Consider the following 18,999-nt stretch of genomic DNA (forward strand, 5'->3'; position numbering starts at 1 on the left):
CTTTTTCGCTAATGCTTATTGAAAATTATATAATCTGTACATAAACATTGCCATTTCTGCTCTTGTTGCATTTCCATTTGGTTGAATTGTATTGTTGTTATAACCTTCAATCAAACCATTCCCAACTAACATTGCAATAGATTCTAAAGCATAAGTTGCTATTTCATTATGATCAGTAAAACTATCTAATACTAATTCATCATTTGCTTCAGTTGTTACTCCTGCAACTATCATAGCTCTTGCAGTCAAGGTCATCATATCTTCCCTTGATATTTCTTCTCTTGGATCAAATTTATTGTTACCAACCCCGTAAGCAATACCCAGTTCTTTTGCAATCGCTACTTCATTATAGAAGTAATCATTTGAAGCAACATCATCAAAGTTACCTTCAATGTCTGCAGTTAATCCTAATGTTTTTACTAATAAGATTACAAAGTCAGCTCTTGAAATATTGGCACTTGGCTCAAAACGTTTCTCTTCTACTGAAGTACCTCTAATAATACCTCTTGAAGCTAATACTTCAATTGATCTTTGAGCCCAACCATGGTTTCCAATGTCATTAAAAGTTTCTTGAACATAAGCTACTGCATATTTACTAAAGTGATTTGTTCTAAATTCCATTCTTCCTTTTTCAGCATTATAACGACCGTTATATACTGGTGTTCTATTACCATTTGTATCGATATAAACAATCACTAGATGTTCTGTATCTTCATCTGTTACTTCATATGGTATAGAAACGTTTACAGCCACTTTTGAATTGTTCCAATTCACTCTTTCGCCATTTACACTAAAGAAGATTTCAACAACTTTTTTACTTTGAGCGTCTTCTTCTACATTTGCTACATTAAGTTCTATTATGTCTTCTTCATTTAGTGTTAAGTTAGACAATGTGTTATTTGGTAATTCAATTGTTGCTACTTCTGTTACAAGTATGATTCTATGATTAGATTCTAAGTTTGCTAATGCATTTACTGGTAAAACTTGTGCATATCCATTTGCACCTTCTACTTTGTCTAATTGGATCATTACATTTCTTCTACCATTAACATTAGGTTGTGCTTTATCTAATGCACTGTTAAAATCTGATTTATTTAATGCTGCTTCTACTATTTTAGTTACTTCATTTTTAACAACGCCTGGTACTACAGATACTGAACCATCTTCATTTTCAATAATTTCAATTTCTGATGGTGTAGTAGGTGGTGTAGTCGGAGGTGTTACTGGTGGTACTTCTCCATCTCCTGGCTCACCTGGTTCTACTGGTTCTACTGGTTCTACTGGTTCTTCGTCAATATATTTAATGGTTACAGAATCTATCGTTACGTTACCGCCACCTGAAGTACGAAGTTGAATAAATGATGCTTCTGTTCCTACTTCTGATTCAATTATCAACTGACCAACTTCAATATTATTTGCTACTTCTTGATACAGTCTAGAATCTCCACCTAATGGTGAATTCGCCATACCTGTTGTATTGTTATCTACATAGACAATGAAGTTACCTGTTCCATTGGCCTCTGCTATATCAATTACAATTTGATACGGTTTGCTTAAGTCTAATACACCACCTGGTGTTGTATCTGCTGTTGAGTCCACACTTGACTCAGCACCAATTGTAAATCTTCCACCAAGTAAAGTTATTGAATCATTTTCAATATTTACACTTGTTTCTCCACTTTTTCTAATATACATAGGTTTTGATCCATCATTTGGTAATGCTCTATATTCTGAAGTCCATAAGCTAGCACCAGTTGCTCCTTGGAAGTTTTCAAAGAATATTGCACCCTCTGGAGCTTCAATTGGATCAGTTGGCTCTGTTGGCTCTTCTGGAAGTTCGTGACTAAAGTTTCCATTTGCATCATAGATTAAGAAACTAAAATCAATACTTCCATCTTCAAGTCTATTTACCATTTCAGGCATTACTAAATTGTTAAAGTTATTTATTGTTAATTCTTCACCTGATGCATTTACTGATACAGCTCCATTGTATAAGAAATTTGTATCCTTTCTTAGTACATCTGACTGAACAGCTGGAATTGCATCTACACTAGCCCCTGGATTATTGTAATGGAATGAAATAAATCCATCTAAGCTAAAATCTGGTGTTACAGTTGTGTAAGTTCTAAGGTCTAAGTTTCTACCACGGTTATTAAAGGCGATATTTTGTCCTCTTACAATAACACCTGGATTACTATTACTTGAGAACCCATCTGCTTTGTTGCCAAAGGCAATACTGTTTTCAATAATATGTGGTACATGAACACCTTCTCCACCTAATTTGAATCCAATACCATGTCCTCCACTTGACGTACCATCTATACGATATCCATTGTTAAAGGCAACACTGTTTCTAATAACAACTGGTCCAATAGCACCTTCTCCAACTTTTGTATATAAATCCCAACCATCATCGGCATTGTTATAAGCTATATTTCCATCAAATACATTGCCTGGACCAGAAGTAATTTTAGCTGCAAATCCATCAGCATTGTTTTCTGCTGGGTCACGGTTAGCGAATGAAGTAGAATTTAATATTAAGTTGTGTGCTGGCCAATCTGCAAAGTTTGGAGATCCATCAGTACGGCTAATTTGTAATCCTGTATCCCCATTTTCATAGAATCTTGCATCTTCAATAATATTATGGCTTCCCCCAAGTCTAAACCCGTGAGAGTTACCTGATGAACGAGCAAAGTCAATACCTTTTATATGCCAGTAGTTACCACTAGCGATAATTCCTCCAACTCTTCTATCATTGTCAATTACAGGTCTTGCACCTTCTGCAGCAAATAATTTTTTCATTCCTTCAGGTGTACCATCATTATACTTATTGATTTCTAATCTTCTTTCACGAACATATACACCATCTTGTACGATAATTGTTTGACCTGGCATTACAAATTCAATAGCCGTATCAAGGTCCAATGGATTTTCTATAGAACCGTCCCCATCATTTCTTCCTGTTGGTGATACATAGATGTTTTGTCCTTCTTGGTAAGTTCTCATATCAACAGTAAAGTTTCTTACGATTACATCATAATTTGTTAAATATTGTGTTTCGTCTGGTACAAATGTGATACTAAAGTTCGTTCTATCATTATTTGCTATTGTTGTAGGTATAGTTAATATCTTACCACCTTCAACCACTACATTTTCTGCTATAACCGTTGATCCTTGTCTAACTGTTGCAATACCATCTACATTAGCATCTACCATTAATTTATATGTTTCTAATGATACTCTATTAAGAGATTCCACTCTTACCCCTGGCTCTACTGCCTCTTTTGGCGGATCTACTCTTGGTGCATCTGTAGCTGCTGCTGTTACATCTAATTCTATATTTCTTACTTCAATTGTTGCAAGACGCGCTGTATAAAAACCAACATACATTTTATCATCTTGAATCTTTAATATTTCTGGCTCAAATATGGTCACTTCTTCGCCATTGTTTAACATACCTGTAAATCCACTATTTGTTTTTGACAAAGTAAGTTTATAATTAGACTCAGTTGTAGCTGGTGTAGGTCTTACTTCTTCAATCATTCTTCTTTGAATGCCTAAACTACCTTCACCATCAGGAGCTAATACGCCTGTTCTAGCAAATAATTGTGTGCCATTTGGAAGACCTGTTCCTCCACTAACACCACCAATGGCTGCGATATTTGAAGAAAACACACCTGAATCCATATGGGTACCAATAGCATCTCTTGCCATAATACCAAAGGACTCTTGACCATCATGTGGTGTTTTTGCATATGCTACTACTTTAATATCTGCTGATAGAGTAAAATTATCTTCTGCTCCATCTAATTCTACATAGTAAAATGATATACCGTCATGGTCAGCTGTAATTTTACCACCACCCTCTAGGGCAGTAATCTCAACATAACCATCTTTTTCTTCAATAAAGTTTCTTCCTGCAGTAATGGATTGTCCAAAAACAATTTGTCTCCACTCATAATTGATCTTTTCTCTTACAGTTACTTTATAGATAATTGATTCTAAGTTTTCATCTTCTGGTATAATCACAATATCATATACCCCTACTTCTTGATTATTGAAGTTAGTTGTATCTATTGTATATTCAGAAGCTAATAATGTTTCAACATCTAAATTATCAAAGATTTTAGCAACCTCTAATCCGTCACTAGTAAACTCATCACCTATAAAGAAAGTGGTTCTTGGATACTCAGTAACTTTTATTTCTGACAAGTCTCTTACTTTAACATTAAAGTTTAGATCGATTGTTACACCTTTATGAGAAAGTGTCACTACCTTATCTCCTGGTGTTTGAGTATCAATATCTGTTGCATGGAACTCATTTCTCATTAATCTTACTTGTGATCCATCATCATAATGAGCATAAACAACAATACCATCTAAATCTAATGTTTCATCAATAAAATATTGGGTTTTCACTGGTTGTTGTCTAACTTCTAATGCCGTTAAGTCAGCCTCTCTTACATATACTTCAAACTCAACTACTTTATCCACTGTTTCATTTGACCTTACTGTAACAATGTGAATGCCTGAGTTTTCAAATATAAATGGTTCTTCTTCTGTAGATACGCCATTTACATAAATTGTGTAAAGATCTTCTGTTAAATCTGCAATTTTATATCCATCATTATAATCTGCAACTACTGTAAGACCTAATGGATTAAATGCATCTAATTTATAATAATTCATTTTAGCTGGGTAGTATTTAATTTGTAAGTCATCTACTGTTAATGGTACTATTTGAAGATCTGCAGTAGCAGTAACCCCGTTATAATTAATTGTAATAGTAGTCGTTCCAACTTGGCTGCTGTTAAAACCAGTAACAATTACATCATTACCGCTTAAAACTTCAACTGATTCATCATCATACACAGCTGTTACTTCTAAATCTGTTAAATCAATACTTTCTCCTACTAAATATTCTGTTTTCATTAAACTTGTATTTACTTGTAATTCATTTAATACTCTTGTATCTACAATAATTTCAAAGTCGCTAAAAGTCACCGTTGCATTTCTAGCAACAAATAAACCTGCATAGTTAATATCCCCTGTGTAATTCTCAAGAATATGTGTTTCATTTCCAATGGTTAACACATAAATATCTCCAGATTTTTTTATACTTAATTCATATTCGTTACCTACTAATGGTGGTGCTGCTTGCACAAATGGAAAATTATCTTTTTGAACGCTTCCACTTGCATATTTATAGAATCCTTTCATTGCTTGATCCACAGCACCTACTGCTATATAATCTCCAGTAAATGTTGAATCGTTCACATAATCCAATACATTGCTTCTTAACATTAATCCAAAAGCAACTTGATTATTGGCTGTCCATGCATCAACTTTTGCAGTTGCTTTGATTTCATAATTAAATTCTGCTGGTAGTTGCTGATAATAATAAGCAATCCCCTCAACACTTCCAGCAATTTTACCTCTGTTATTAGAAACTCGAATAGTAACTGTCCCGTTTTCATTTTCTTTAAACTCAAAATTTGCCGGATCAGTTACAACAGCAGCCCCTCCATTGTCTCCAAAAAAGCTGTCAATCCATTCCCCAATATTAGCCTCTTCTTCAATATTACCATTATCAGGTTCTACTATTTCTTCAGCAAAAACTGTAAATGACACTGAAGATAATACCATTACCAATGACATTAATAAACCTAATACTCTCTTGTAGTTATTCATCTGGAACCTCCTCCAAAAAGTTAGTTAACATAATGTTTCCGACAAAGGTAATTATAATATATTTGAATACGCAAATATACTTAAAACCCTTACCAATATTGAGATTTTAAGGAAAAAAAGTATGTTTCTTCTAAAATTCTAATTTTTATTTGTAGAAAAATGCTATTGATACAGATTATAAATTGTGCAAATAGACCTTTTCAGACCATCAACGGCTTTTTTTATGCATTATAGCTATTTCCACATATATAACTCTAGCAATAGTTACTATAGACATTCTTGATATAGTCCATCAAAAAAAGTGCCATAATCTAAGAATGATTTCACAGCATTAAACTGCATTCTTATCTATGGCACTTTATATTATTACTATCTATTTAGTTAAAGCTTAAAATCCATCATTAAACCATTCAATGCTTCAACCATAGACTCTAATTCTCTACTAGATGCAATGACTTCTTCCATTGATTGTAGTTGTTCTTCTGATAATCCATTTACAGTATGGACACTTTCACTTGAAGTAGCTGCAATTTCTGTTAAGTTAGTTGTCGATGCAGTTACTTCTTGAGCACTAGCTGAAATTTCTTCAGCCAATGCAGATACTTCTTGAATTTGATTATTGATGCCTTCTGATTCCTTTAGTATGGTTCTAAAAGAATCCCCTGCTTGATTAACAACTATTTTACCTTCTTCTACACTAACAATAACCCCTTGAACTGCCTCAACAGATTCTTTTGTTTCTTTTAATATTTCTTTTATAATTTGACCAATTTCATCTGTTGATTTTTTAGATTGATCTGCTAAAACACGAATTTCATCTGCAACAACTGCAAATCCTTTGCCATATTCGCCTGCTCTTGCTGCCTCTATGGCGGCATTCAAAGCCAGTAAATTTGTTTGAGAAGAAATATTCCCTATGACCTCTATTATTTGACCAATCTGATTAGAACTTGTATTAAGAGTGTTGTTAACCCGCTCTAAATAATTCACTGCATCATTTATAGAATTCATTTGACTTTCTGCTTTCTCAACAGCTTCATTACCTATTTTGGTTTCCTTATTCATTTTTGCAGTAGCTTCTGATACATTATAAGCTGTTTCTGCAAAATGTTGGGTTCCCCTTGCTACCTCATTCATTGCCTCAGATATTTCTTCTATAAATACTTTTTGTTTTTCAATACCATTGGATATTTCACCAATAGATAAGGTAACTTGTTCTGCAGATTGAGTATTTTGTTCAGTTGCAGCAGCTAGGGTATTTGTAGATTCTAATATTCTACCACTCATAGACCCTGCTTCTTCTTTTATGTGTTTCATCATATTATTAAGGTTTATTCTCATTTGTTCAAAGTAATAACCCAATTCTCCTATTTCATCTTTAGACTTAACTTTTATAGAATTTCTAAAATCTCCTGTGGCAATTTCTTTTGCAGAAGTAAGTAACACTTTAACCGGTCGTACAATACTTAGAGCAAATAAAAGGGAAATGACGATAACAATTACTAATATAATCAAACTTATTTGATAGGCATTTCTTTTAAGGACCACTTCCATGCTCATTGCTTCTGTTTTATCAATCTCAGCAATAATCCCCCAATTCAATCCTTCTATATTCAGAGGGCTATAAGCACTAAAAACTTCTTCTCCTCTATAATCTAATGTATCTATCACATTAGAATTCCCTTGTAGTACATCATCAATTGCTTCTGACCTTACTTCTTTTACACCAATTGCCTTTTCTTCAGAAAACCTAGAATCAGAACGCATTAAATAATCCGCCCCAACTAAGTAAGTCTCTCCTGTTTCTCCAAGACCAGTGGCATTGGTCATTACACTATTAATATCATCATCAGACAATTGTAATGCTACTACACCTACAACTTGGCCTCTAGGATTTTTTACAGGATGAGAAATAAATGCAGCTGGTATACCCGCAGATGGCTCATAGGGTTCATAATCCCCAACACTATACCCATTCTTACCAGCTCTAAAAACATCACCCAATCCTGAATCCTTATAGGGTCCGTTCATCAAATTCGTTCCAAAATCATCTTCTTTAATAACGGTATATACCAAATTACCTTGTAAATCCATTAAAAAAAGATCGTAATAACCATACTGATCAATAAACTCTGTAAAATATGTATGGAATTTATCTGAAACCTCGTTAAATCCGTCATTATACAGATTATTCGGGTTGTATACTTCTTCAAACAAAGCAAGACTTTCTAGTACAGCTGGTGAATAGGATAATACAGATATATCTGTTTTTCTTTCATCAAAGTAATTCTCAATGGTTTCTTGTCTTCCATCTCTTGCAATGATCAGTTGTTGATATGCTGAATCTGTTAAGCTAGTTGATACATTATTTAATGTGATATAAAAAAGACCATACATGGGAATTAAGCTTATACACAGAAATAATATCATTAGCTTAATAAATAGAGGTGCTTTGGTTTTCTTCATGTCAAATTCATCCCCTTCAGTTATTATAAAATTTGAATTATTAAATACCTTTTCATTGTTTTAAGTTTAGAGTAATAATAGTTCTTTGTCAACAATCTTTCTAATAGAATGTTTTTCTACAAAAAAACAAGTAAATTAATATCATTTACTTGTTTTAATAGATTATACTACCTTATTCAACAATCAAATTTCTTGGGTTTATACTGAGTATTTTTTTAGATGGTAACCAAGTACTTATAATTGCTATCCCTATACAAATAGGTATTGCCAATAATGTGGTCCATGTCATTATAAATGGAAATTCAACCATCCCTAAATTAGTAATAAGCATACTTAAAACTTTAGGTGAAACAATTAGCGAAATAGGAATACCTATTGCTGATCCTATTAAACTTAGTATGCCACTTTTCCACAGTAATGAGTACCTAATCTGTTGTTGGGTCATCCCTATGGACTTATATATTCCAAAAGTTTTTCTTGAATGATATATGCTCATAATAGTTGTATTAAACGTAATAATAAAAGCAACAATTATAAAAATCATACTTAAAATGACTGTTACCAATGCCATACTTGCTGTTATAGAAGATAAATTAATTTCTCCACTCTCTTCAACATTTCTTATATTATAACCTGGGCCCAAAAGGTCTTTCATATCCATAACCAACTGATTTTTTTCATTATCATTTATAAGCTTTACAGAGAAATTATGGGCATTATATTCAGGATTAATTGATCTAACAGTATCTTCTTGAATTCTAAACCCCCATCCCATAGCATTCAAAGATTGATATATACCCGTAATTAGATAAGTCTTTTCTTCTCCATATATAAATATATCAATATAGTCACCAATATTTTTTTCATATTTATTCGCTACTAAAATTGAAATAGATACTTCATTATTACGGACAGGGTTCTTGCCTTCTAAATTTAATATTCCAATGCCATCCATATCTCCATCATAAGTAAATCCAACTAAATTCTCTGATGTTTTTCCATTTTGAGCAGGTATTGCACAATCTAGTATAGCACTATAAGGCACTACTGCCTTTACTCTGCTATCTTTTTTTATAATATTAATAATATCATTATTGGTTTTATCAACGATATCACTTTCTCTCGTTATATAAATTTCAGCACTATCAAAGCCCCAGAAAGCATAGTTTTGATCCATCCTACTTACTGAATTATAGGTATTAATAGAAAAAACCAATACAAAGGACATTATTACTGAAGAGACTATTATAAAGTAAGTATTCTTTCTTTCCGAGACTACTAATTTCAGGCTTAATATAAAAGTCACAGGTAAATTTTTTATTTTAGAAATATCAAACCTTCTTTTTGATATCTTTTGTTTCTTAGACATATTATTTCTAATGGCTTCTGCTGGATTGATTCTACCAGCCTTTCCTGTATTCCACAAAGAGACAAAGAATATTACAACAAATATGGAAACAAATGTAATCAAAGCTGGTATTAGTATGCTATTGTTAAGATTTGTAATGCCTAAACTTTTAATCATTTGTTTCATAATTAAAAAAACCAAATATCTACTGGTAAAAATTCCAATTGGTACTGCAATAGCAGAAATTAAGAAATACTGTAACGCATATACCCCTTTTATATTATTAGAAGAAAAACCTTGAGCTTTTAGAATGCCAATTATTTTATAATCTGAAATAATAGAATTGGATATTGTAAAACCTATCACAAAAATAGCTACTAGGATAATAATCACTGAAAAAATAAGCATTATAATACCAAGGATATTCTGAATAAGTCCATAAGCAAAAGCCATAAACTCATAATCAAATTTGAAACCAGGAAAAGGCATTCCTAGGTATTCTTCAAATTCTATCCACAAGGCATCATATTGTGAAATATCATCAAATCTTAATCCAACCATTTTAGCGAGTGATTCCTCTTCTAACCTGTCTGTTAACGTACCTTTTTCAACCCATACACGAACTGGATTAATCATACTTGCACTATATTGTGGATCAACAACAATTGCAGACACCTCAAAATCTATAAACTCTCCATCAATGGATACCCCAATAGAATCTCCAACACTAATACCCCATGCATAGGCATATCCTGTTGGCAACCACATTTCATTTGTGCCTGGGGAATTTTTATCTGCACCCTCTACAATATATAAAATATCCTGATTTGTGTACTGACCTGGATGCTCAGTTAACATTAAGTCTCCCATTGATTTTTCTATTCCATTGTAATGTAATTTTTCACTTCTCCCAAAAAAAAGATGAAAATTAACACTTTCAATGGCTTCTTTCTCACGCCACCAAGAAACCATCTTGTCAACATCTATACTTTTATCTTCTATTTGCATCGTGATATGGGAAGCCTTCTGTTTTTCAAACATTTCATCAAATGGATCATTGATGTTCTCTAAAACACCTATTGCAGTAGAAAGCATAAGAGCTGAAACTAAAATTGTTAGACCGATAAGGATAGATTGAGCCTTTCTTTTTCTTATATTAGCCAAAGACATCATAAAGACACTTCTCATACCTACCACCCCTTTTCAGTTAAATATTCAAATATCTTTATTTCTCTTTCTTCCCTATTATCCTTTGAGTAATTACTTAATCTTAAATCCCCACCAATCTTTCCATCTTTAATAAATAATATCCTATCTGCTCTACAAGCCGCTTTAATATCATGGGTTACCATAACAATTGTTTGACCCATTGAATTAATATCTGTTAAAACATCTAATACATTCTGTCCTTGAGATGAGTTCAAGCTACCAGTTGGTTCATCTGCAAATAAAACAGTTGGTGAGTTAATAAGTCCTCTAGCGATAGCAGCACGTTGCTGCTGTCCACCGGAAACTTGAGAAGGTAACCTATTGCCTTCCTCCTCCAATTCCATGATCTTTAACAATTCCAAAGCTCTCTCATTAACTGCCTTACGATCCTTAGATAATAAATACCCAGAAATAACAATATTCTCTAACAAAGAAAGATTAGGGACTAAATTAATTGCCTGAAAAATAAAACCAATACTCTTTCTTCTAAACTTAGCCGTTTGCTGATCACTTAAGCAATCTATACGTGTATTTTCAAAATACACCTCTCCAGCAGTAATCTCGTCAAGCCCACTAAGCAAATACAAAAGTGTAGACTTTCCAGACCCAGAACTACCCATAATAACAGTAAACTCACCAGAATTAATCTCTATATTGATATTCCTTAAAGCATGAAACTGAACACCATCACTCACATACGTCTTACATAAATCATTCGTACGAATAATAACATTACTCATAATAAAACACCCTCCAAAACAAACCAAATTTATATTATATACTCATTCTAAAACCCAAACCTTATATAGTCCTTATATAAATCTTAAGAAATTATTAACTCTTAGAAATTCTACAAAATAACACTTTGTTTTTATTATATTTTCAAAACCTTGCAAAGCAAGTTTGAAAATCCTTACACAAAAAACACCCAAAAGCAAGCCTAGGGGTATTGTATATAAGATTAAACAGCGTAGCCAAGGATGGCGTAGCTCGACCCTTTTGCCTAAGGATGGGCAAGGGTCGATGAATCTTATATACAATACCCCTAGGCTCTACCCTAATATCAAACCTTAGGAATAGAAAAACAAAACAAACTCCCTTCATTCATCCGACTCTCCACCCAGATACGCCCTCCATGCTCCTCAACAATATACTTACAAATAGAAAGCCCTAGCCCAGAACCATCAAAATCCCTACCTTTAAATCTCTCACCTCGATAAAAACTATCAAAAATACGATTCATCTCCTCAGTAGCAACCCCATAACCCGTATCTCTAACAGAAACAATTAACTCTTCTTCCTCATTCCTAACAGAAAATATAATACGCCCTTTATCAGGGGTATATTTTATTGCATTATGTATAAGATTTACAATAACTTGTTCCAACCTTACCTCATCAACATTAATTAAAACATTAGGAAAATCTCCTTTTACTATCAATTGAAGAGGACCGTTCTCTAATTGAACAATAAAAGGCGAAATCATTCTCGTAAGAAGATCTTTACTATACTGTTCCGACTTGTTAATACTAAACTTTCCTAAATCTCTTAAAGAATGTTGGAACAAATCTTCAATTAATCTCACCAAGCTATTTGTTTTATTATCTATAACATTTAAATACTTATCTACCTTTTCAGGATTATTGGCAACACCATCTTTCAACCCTTCAACATAGGCTTTAATGGAGGCAACTGGCGTTCTTAAATCATGAGAAATCTTTGTAATAAACTCTTTTCTTTCTTTCTCATAAGTAGATTGTCTCTCCAAAGAATCTTTTAACTCCATTCTCATAAAATCGAAAGAACGGCAGAATCTTCCTAATTCATTATCCTCACTGTATATGATTTTTCCATCTAAATTACCTCTACCTATTTCAACTGCCGACTTTTCAAGTTCATTAATAGGTTTTATAACTTTTTGTCGAAAGTTTAGATAGAATATTGCCAGGGAAATAAATAAAATGACAAGAACAACTACAATAGGCATAATAGACAGGACAATATTTTGCATTAAATTGTCTTTAACCACTAATCGACTAGGCAAATAGAATATGGCATTTGCAACTTGTCTACTTTCTACAACTACAGGAAATGAAAATCTTACAAAGGCATCTATATTCCTTTGAAAAGAAGCATCATAATGAATATTATGTCTAATATCAACATACTTGTTCTCATCATAAATATTCTTATTATTTGAATCAAATACGATTTGACCCTCTGTATTAATCACTTCTAAACTACTGTTATATTGGTTAATGTCTTCTATGAGTTTATCCACCACTAATTCATCTTGTAAACCATCATAATGCTCTTCAATTAATAGCATTGTGTTATTCGTTAATAACCTTACTTCATTAAAAGTATATACTTGATTTTCATTATGAAAAATACGAGAAAAAATCAAATAGCTAATCAAAAGGGTTAATAAAGAAAATGCCAAGTAAAAAACAACGACTTTAAGAGGAGATTTAATAATACCCATTAAAAATCTCCCCCATCAAATTTGTACCCAACACCCCAAACCGTTTTAATATACTTTGGTTCTGAAGGCTCTTTTTCTATCTTTTCTCTAATTTTTCTAATATGTACTGTAACTGTATTCACATCCCCATACTCATCAAAGCCCCATATTTGATCAAACAATTGTTCTCTACTAAAGACTTGATTTGGATGTTTTGCCATATAAAGAAGTATTTCGAACTCTTTGGCAGCAAGGCCAGCAATCTTTTCACCTATTCTAACAGAGTAAGATTTACTGTCTATAACCAGATCACCAAATTGTAGCAACCCTTTTTCTTCAAGAGATGGTGAAGATAACTGTAGATACCTTCTTAGTTGAGCTTTAACCCTTGCCACAACCTCTCCAGGACTAAAAGGTTTAGTAATATAATCATCTGCCCCTAAACCTAAACCTAGTATTTTATCGATCTCACTGCTTTTAGAACTTAACATAAGAACAGGTATACTAGACATGGATCGAATGATTCTACACACTTCCATCCCATCAATCTTTGGCATCATAATATCCAATATAACCAACTGAGGATTAAAGGCTTTAAAATAATCTAATGCCTCTTCTCCATTATGAGCTGTTTTTGTTACAAACCCTTCTTTTTCTAAATAATCACTAAGTATATCTGCTAATTCTACTTCATCATCAACAATCAATACCTTCGTCCCTACCATTTCATCCGCCCCTAATTATTTGATAATTTTATTCTACCTTTTCCACACTATTAATTCAATGAAATAATGAAAAAAAGGATGGTATAAAACCATCCAATTAATCATTTAAAGGCATTTTTCTAATGACTACAAAACTAAGACAAGATAATATGAATGCACCAATTAAAAATGTTCCAACAGGCGTGTATGGATTAAATGTTGGCATCTCAATACCCAAAATGAATTGTACAAAGTCACTCAGAACTGGAAATGTTCTTAAAAGATACATCATAAAGAAAAATAATGCTACTGGTGCCACACAAACAATTAATTTCATTATATGATTCGCTCTATAATACAACAAGGTTATAAACCAACCCGCATGCAAAGCCAATAAATTCAACGAAAAAGCCCATAAAAAATTAATACCTAATGCATTAGTAGTATATATTTGACCAAACATACTGTGGTAGGGCCCTATTAAATTATAAGAAAAACCCAATATAAGATCAACAGATGTCATAAATACCGCTACACCAATATAAGCTAAATTATTAGAAACAAAAAATTTCTTTCTTGTCACATTATTTGCAATTAAAAATTTAAAATCCTCTTTAAAAGTTAATCCAGCAATAAAGAGAAATATAACTGTTGCAGATTCAAAGCCACCTGAATTGGCTTGCCCCCCTGCACTTACTACTCTTGCTGTACTAAATGAAGCCAATAAAGCCAAACCCACTACTATAAGATAAAATATACCAATACTATTTTTAAAACTAAATCCTAAATATTTTGCGCTTTTTATATTACTTTTAAAATTCATTCATTATCCCTCCCTACGAATTTGTTAAGTTAATAAACAATTTTTGTAATTCTACTTTTCCAAACTCTAAATCAAGTTCTTTGGCTAAATTATGATTCTTTTTATTTGTATTTTCAAGAACAGTCACCGTTTTAAATTTACCCATGACTTGCTCACCAATAACTTCTTTACCCATTACATACTGATCAACTTTACTTAATTCTCCTGCTACTGTATAAGCTGTTGATAATAATTCTTCCACTGATTTTTTCAAGATAACCTTACCATCTTTTATAACAATGGCTTCTTCTAAAACATCAGAAACCTCTTCAATTAAATGTGTAGAAATAATAATGGTTCTAGGATTATGACTATAATTATTAATAATTTCTCTATAAAACATCTCTCTATGATTGGCATCTAAGCCTAAAATAGGCTCATCTAGAATAACGATTTCAGTATTTACAGATAATGCAATAATCCCTTTGAAAATGGAATTATAGCCTGTAGACAACTGTTTAATTCTTTTTTTAACATTAAGACCAAACTTCTCAGACAAAGAAATGGCATATTCCATATCAAACTCTGGAAAAAACTCTTTTGTCCATTTGTACATTTCTATAACTTTATCATTTTTAGGATAAAGATCCTCTTCCATCATATAGAAAACTTTACTTAACGCTTTTTCATTCTCAAAAACTTCTTCCCCACCAATTCTTATATCTCCTTCATTTGGAAAAATTCTATTGGTGATAAGATTTAATAATGTTGTTTTTCCTGCCCCATTCCTACCTAATAAGCCATAAATCTTATTAGGCTCTATGGTCAAATCCACATGGTCTAAAGCCACTGTATTGCCAAACTTTTTAGTAACACCACTTATATTAATTACACTCATCATCAAAACCCCTTTCTATCATTTTTATAATCTCACTTTTAGTAATGTTCAGTTTCTCTGCTTCGTTAATTAAAGCACAAATAAACCCTTCATAAAAACTCTCTTTTCTTTTACTTAGAATCTTTTCCTTAGCCCCAACACTAACAAACATCCCAACACCTCTTTTTTTATAAATTATACCTTCATCCACTAATAAATTAACACCCTTACCTGCTGTAGCAGGATTAATCTTAAAACTCACTGACATCTCTGTAGTAGAAGGAATCTGACTCTCTTCTTCAAAAATATCCTTTAAAACATTATCCTCTATAGCCTCTGCTAGCTGTAAATAAATTGCTTTTTCACTATTAAAATCTAAAATCAACAACCTCACCTCGCTTCTTAATTGGTTAGTTACTTATGTAATTAACTATAAAACTAATTCACTTCTTTGTCAATACCTTTTTGAAATATTTTCAAAAAATTAAAGTCATTCTATGTAAGTAGACTTTTAATCTTTATTACCCAAAAAACGCTCTCAAGAAGGGTTTGTATATTAGATTCTACAGCGGAGCCACGGATGGCGCAGCTCGACCCTTATAGCCACGGATGGCTATGGGTCGATAAATCTAATATACAAACCCCCTCTACTACCCCAGAGATAATTATTTTTAATATATACCCAAAAAAGCTCTCATACAAAAAAGAGGGGACTATATATTAGATTTTACAGCAGAGCCACGGATGGCGCAGCTGGACCCTAATCTCCAAGGATGGAATGGGTCCATTAATCTAATATATAATCCCCTCTTTTAACCCAAGAGAGATCTAAAAAATATCTAATCCAACAGGACAATGATCCGAACCTAAAACCTCACAATAAATATGCGCCTCTTTCAACTCAGCCTCTAAACTCTTAGACACACAAAAATAATCAATTCTCCAACCAGCATTATTCTCCCTAGCATTAAACATATAAGACCACCAAGTATAAACCTCTGTCTTATCAGGATAAAAATAACGATACGTATCAATAAATCCATTATCTACTACATTATCAAACTTAGCTCTCTCTTCATCAGAAAAACCAGCACTTTTTCTATTGGTCTTAGGATTCTTAAGATCAATCTCTTTATGAGCAACATTTAAGTCCCCACAAAAAATAACAGGTTTACTTTCTTCTAGCCCCTTAAGATAAGCTAAAAAATCATCTTCCCATTTCATCCTATACTCTAATCTTGCAAGACCTCTTTGAGCATTAGGGGTATACAATGTCACCACAAAATACTTGTCAAACTCTAAGGTGATCACTCTACCCTCATTATCATGTTCATCAATCCCAATACCGTATTTTACATCAATAGGCTCTACCTTTGTAAATATTGCAGTCCCTGAATACCCTTTCTTCTGGGCATAATTCCAATATTGATAATACCCATCTAACTCTAAGTCAATTTGACCTTCTTGTAATTTCGTTTCTTGTAAACAGAATACATCTGCATCCATTTCATTAAAAAAATCCATAAACCCTTTTTTCATACAAGCTCTTATGCCATTTACATTCCATGATATTAATTTCATCTTACCAAACTCCTTCCAATCTATTGATCTTTGCTATCTACAAAATTCTTAATAGCAGTAATAAACTCTTCACCGTATTTTTCTAATTTAAATTGACCTACCCCTGACACCTCTAAAAATGCTTCTTCAGTCGTTGGATAGTCTATACACATTTCATTAAGGGTGGCATCGGAGAAAACAACAAAAGGCGGTACTCTTTGTTCCTTTGCTATTCTCATTCTTAATTCTCTTAGACTTTCAAACAAAGTCATATCCACCACTTTATTATCCGCCTTATTGCCTTTATCTTTAAGGCCTTTTTTAGCTTTTTCTTTTACTAAAACCCTTTTAATTGTTATTGTTTTATGTCCTTTTAATACATCATAGGCGCTTTGTCCCAATGCAAGGGTTGGGTACTTGTCTCCTGATTGAAAAACTATATTTTCAGCAATTAAATAACCTATAATTTCTTTGATAGATTCTATTTTATACTCTTTCATAATGCCATAAGTGGGTAAAGTATGAAACCCTAGGCTTGTTACCTTAGAATTTTTAGAGCCTTTTAATACATTGGCAACCATAGCCGTTCCAAACCTTTCATTCATTCTTTTAATACAAGACATTATCTTTTGAGCTTCTATGGTTATATCTTGTTCTTCTACTTCATTATTGCAACTGCTACAATTATTGCAAATAGTATTAAGCACTTTATCACCAAAATAATTTAATATATAAGTCCTTAAACACCCCTCTGTATTACAGTAATCCACCATTTCATATAACTTCTTATATTCACCTTGTTTGTCAACATCATCACTGCTTTGTTCTATAAGAAATTTATTCATTACCGTATCCGCTGGACTGTATAAAAGAACACAGTTTGAAGGCAAGCCATCTCTACCAGCACGTCCTGCTTCTTGATAATAACTTTCAATGTTTTTCGGCATATTATAATGGAGCACAAAACGAATATTCGATTTGTCTATACCCATACCAAATGCATTAGTAGCCACCATAATAGTAGCTTTATCATATAAAAAGTCTTCTTGACTTTTAGACCGTTCATCTTCAGATAACCCAGCGTGGTATTTACGGACTTTATACCCTTTGTCTTTTAATTTCTTATACACTGAATCCACTGTTTTACGGGTTGAACAATAGATTAACCCTGATTGTGTCTTATTTTCTTGAAGATAGTGATGAATGAAGTCAAATTTATTTTCATTTTTTACAACTTCAAAATATATATTTTCCCTATCAAATCCAGTCGTTATGGTAAAGGGTTTCTTTAGTTGTAATAATTTTATAATATCTTTTCTTACGATGGGCGTAGCCGTAGCGGTAAAAGCAGCAATTAATGGTCTACTAGGCAATTTTTGTATTATATTTGCTATATTGGTATAACTTGGTCTAAAATCATGACCCCACTGTGACACACAATGGGCTTCATCCACTGCAATTAAAGAAATATGTAGTCTGGATAAGATATTTATAAACCCTTCCATCTCAAATCTCTCAGGCGCTACGTATATCAATTTATATTGATTGTTTCTTAGTCCTTCAATCACTTGTCTATATTCTAAATCACTTAAGGAACTATTTATAAAAGCAGCCTCTATACCCATTTCTAACAATGTATCTACTTGGTCCTTCATCAACGAAATAAGAGGTGATATAACAACTGTTATCCCATCCATAACTAAAGCAGGTATTTGATAGCAAATGGATTTACCTGCTCCTGTTGGCATAATACCTAGCACATCTCTGCCAGAAAGAATTTCATCAATTAACTCTTTTTGTCCATATCTAAAATCATCATAACCAAAGTACTTTTTTAATAATTGATATTTTTTATCTTCCAAATCCATCCCCCTTAAA

Annotated in this window: 11 protein-coding genes; all 11 read right to left on the reverse strand. The window is 32.6% G+C overall.

All coding sequences use genetic code 11. From position 1 onward, the window contains the following. Positions 1-15 precede the first annotated feature (15 nt). Positions 16-5,691 (reverse strand): right-handed parallel beta-helix repeat-containing protein, encoded by a 5,676-nt coding sequence (locus EDC18_RS05695; RefSeq protein WP_132251199.1) that lies wholly within the window; start codon positions 5,689-5,691, stop codon positions 16-18. A gap of 381 nt (positions 5,692-6,072) precedes the next feature. Further along, positions 6,073-8,157 carry a methyl-accepting chemotaxis protein gene (locus tag EDC18_RS05700; RefSeq protein WP_132251201.1) on the reverse strand — a complete coding sequence of 695 codons (2,085 nt, stop codon included), beginning with the start codon at positions 8,155-8,157 and terminating at the stop codon, positions 6,073-6,075. 172 nt (positions 8,158-8,329) lie between these two features. Then, positions 8,330-10,693 (reverse strand): ABC transporter permease, encoded by a 2,364-nt coding sequence (locus tag EDC18_RS05705; RefSeq protein ID WP_132251203.1) that lies wholly within the window; start codon positions 10,691-10,693, stop codon positions 8,330-8,332. A gap of 2 nt (positions 10,694-10,695) precedes the next feature. Continuing rightward, positions 10,696-11,454 (reverse strand): ABC transporter ATP-binding protein, encoded by a 759-nt coding sequence (locus tag EDC18_RS05710; protein ID WP_132251205.1) that lies wholly within the window; start codon positions 11,452-11,454, stop codon positions 10,696-10,698. A gap of 323 nt (positions 11,455-11,777) precedes the next feature. Further along, positions 11,778-13,199, reverse strand: a complete 1,422-nt coding sequence (locus EDC18_RS05715; RefSeq protein ID WP_132251206.1) for a HAMP domain-containing sensor histidine kinase — start codon at positions 13,197-13,199, stop codon at positions 11,778-11,780. Beyond that, positions 13,199-13,903, reverse strand: a complete 705-nt coding sequence (locus tag EDC18_RS05720) for a response regulator transcription factor (RefSeq protein WP_132251207.1) — start codon at positions 13,901-13,903, stop codon at positions 13,199-13,201. Before EDC18_RS05720 ends, EDC18_RS05715 begins: the two co-directional genes overlap by 1 nt. Before the next feature lie 97 nt (positions 13,904-14,000). Further along, on the reverse strand, positions 14,001-14,705 hold the full coding sequence (locus EDC18_RS05725) for a hypothetical protein (protein ID WP_132251208.1): 705 nt from the start codon (positions 14,703-14,705) through the stop codon (positions 14,001-14,003). Positions 14,706-14,718: 13 nt separating this feature from the next. Continuing rightward, entirely contained in the window at positions 14,719-15,582 is an 864-nt protein-coding gene (locus EDC18_RS05730) for an ABC transporter ATP-binding protein (RefSeq protein ID WP_132251209.1), read from the reverse strand. Continuing rightward, positions 15,569-15,946, reverse strand: coding sequence for a GntR family transcriptional regulator (locus tag EDC18_RS05735; RefSeq protein ID WP_132251211.1), 378 nt, complete (start codon positions 15,944-15,946; stop codon positions 15,569-15,571). The genes EDC18_RS05730 and EDC18_RS05735 overlap by 14 nt, the downstream gene beginning before the upstream one ends. 443 nt (positions 15,947-16,389) lie before the next feature. Next, positions 16,390-17,142, reverse strand: a complete 753-nt coding sequence (locus tag EDC18_RS05740) for an exodeoxyribonuclease III (protein WP_132251213.1) — start codon at positions 17,140-17,142, stop codon at positions 16,390-16,392. A 20-nt stretch (positions 17,143-17,162) separates the two neighbouring features. Beyond that, on the reverse strand, positions 17,163-18,983 hold the full coding sequence (gene recQ / locus EDC18_RS05745; RefSeq protein ID WP_341472712.1) for a DNA helicase RecQ: 1,821 nt from the start codon (positions 18,981-18,983) through the stop codon (positions 17,163-17,165). Between the last annotated feature and the right edge of the window lie 16 nt (positions 18,984-18,999).

This window comes from Natranaerovirga pectinivora (genome assembly GCF_004342165.1).
GTDB classification, from domain to species: domain Bacteria; phylum Bacillota; class Clostridia; order Lachnospirales; family DSM-24629; genus Natranaerovirga; species Natranaerovirga pectinivora.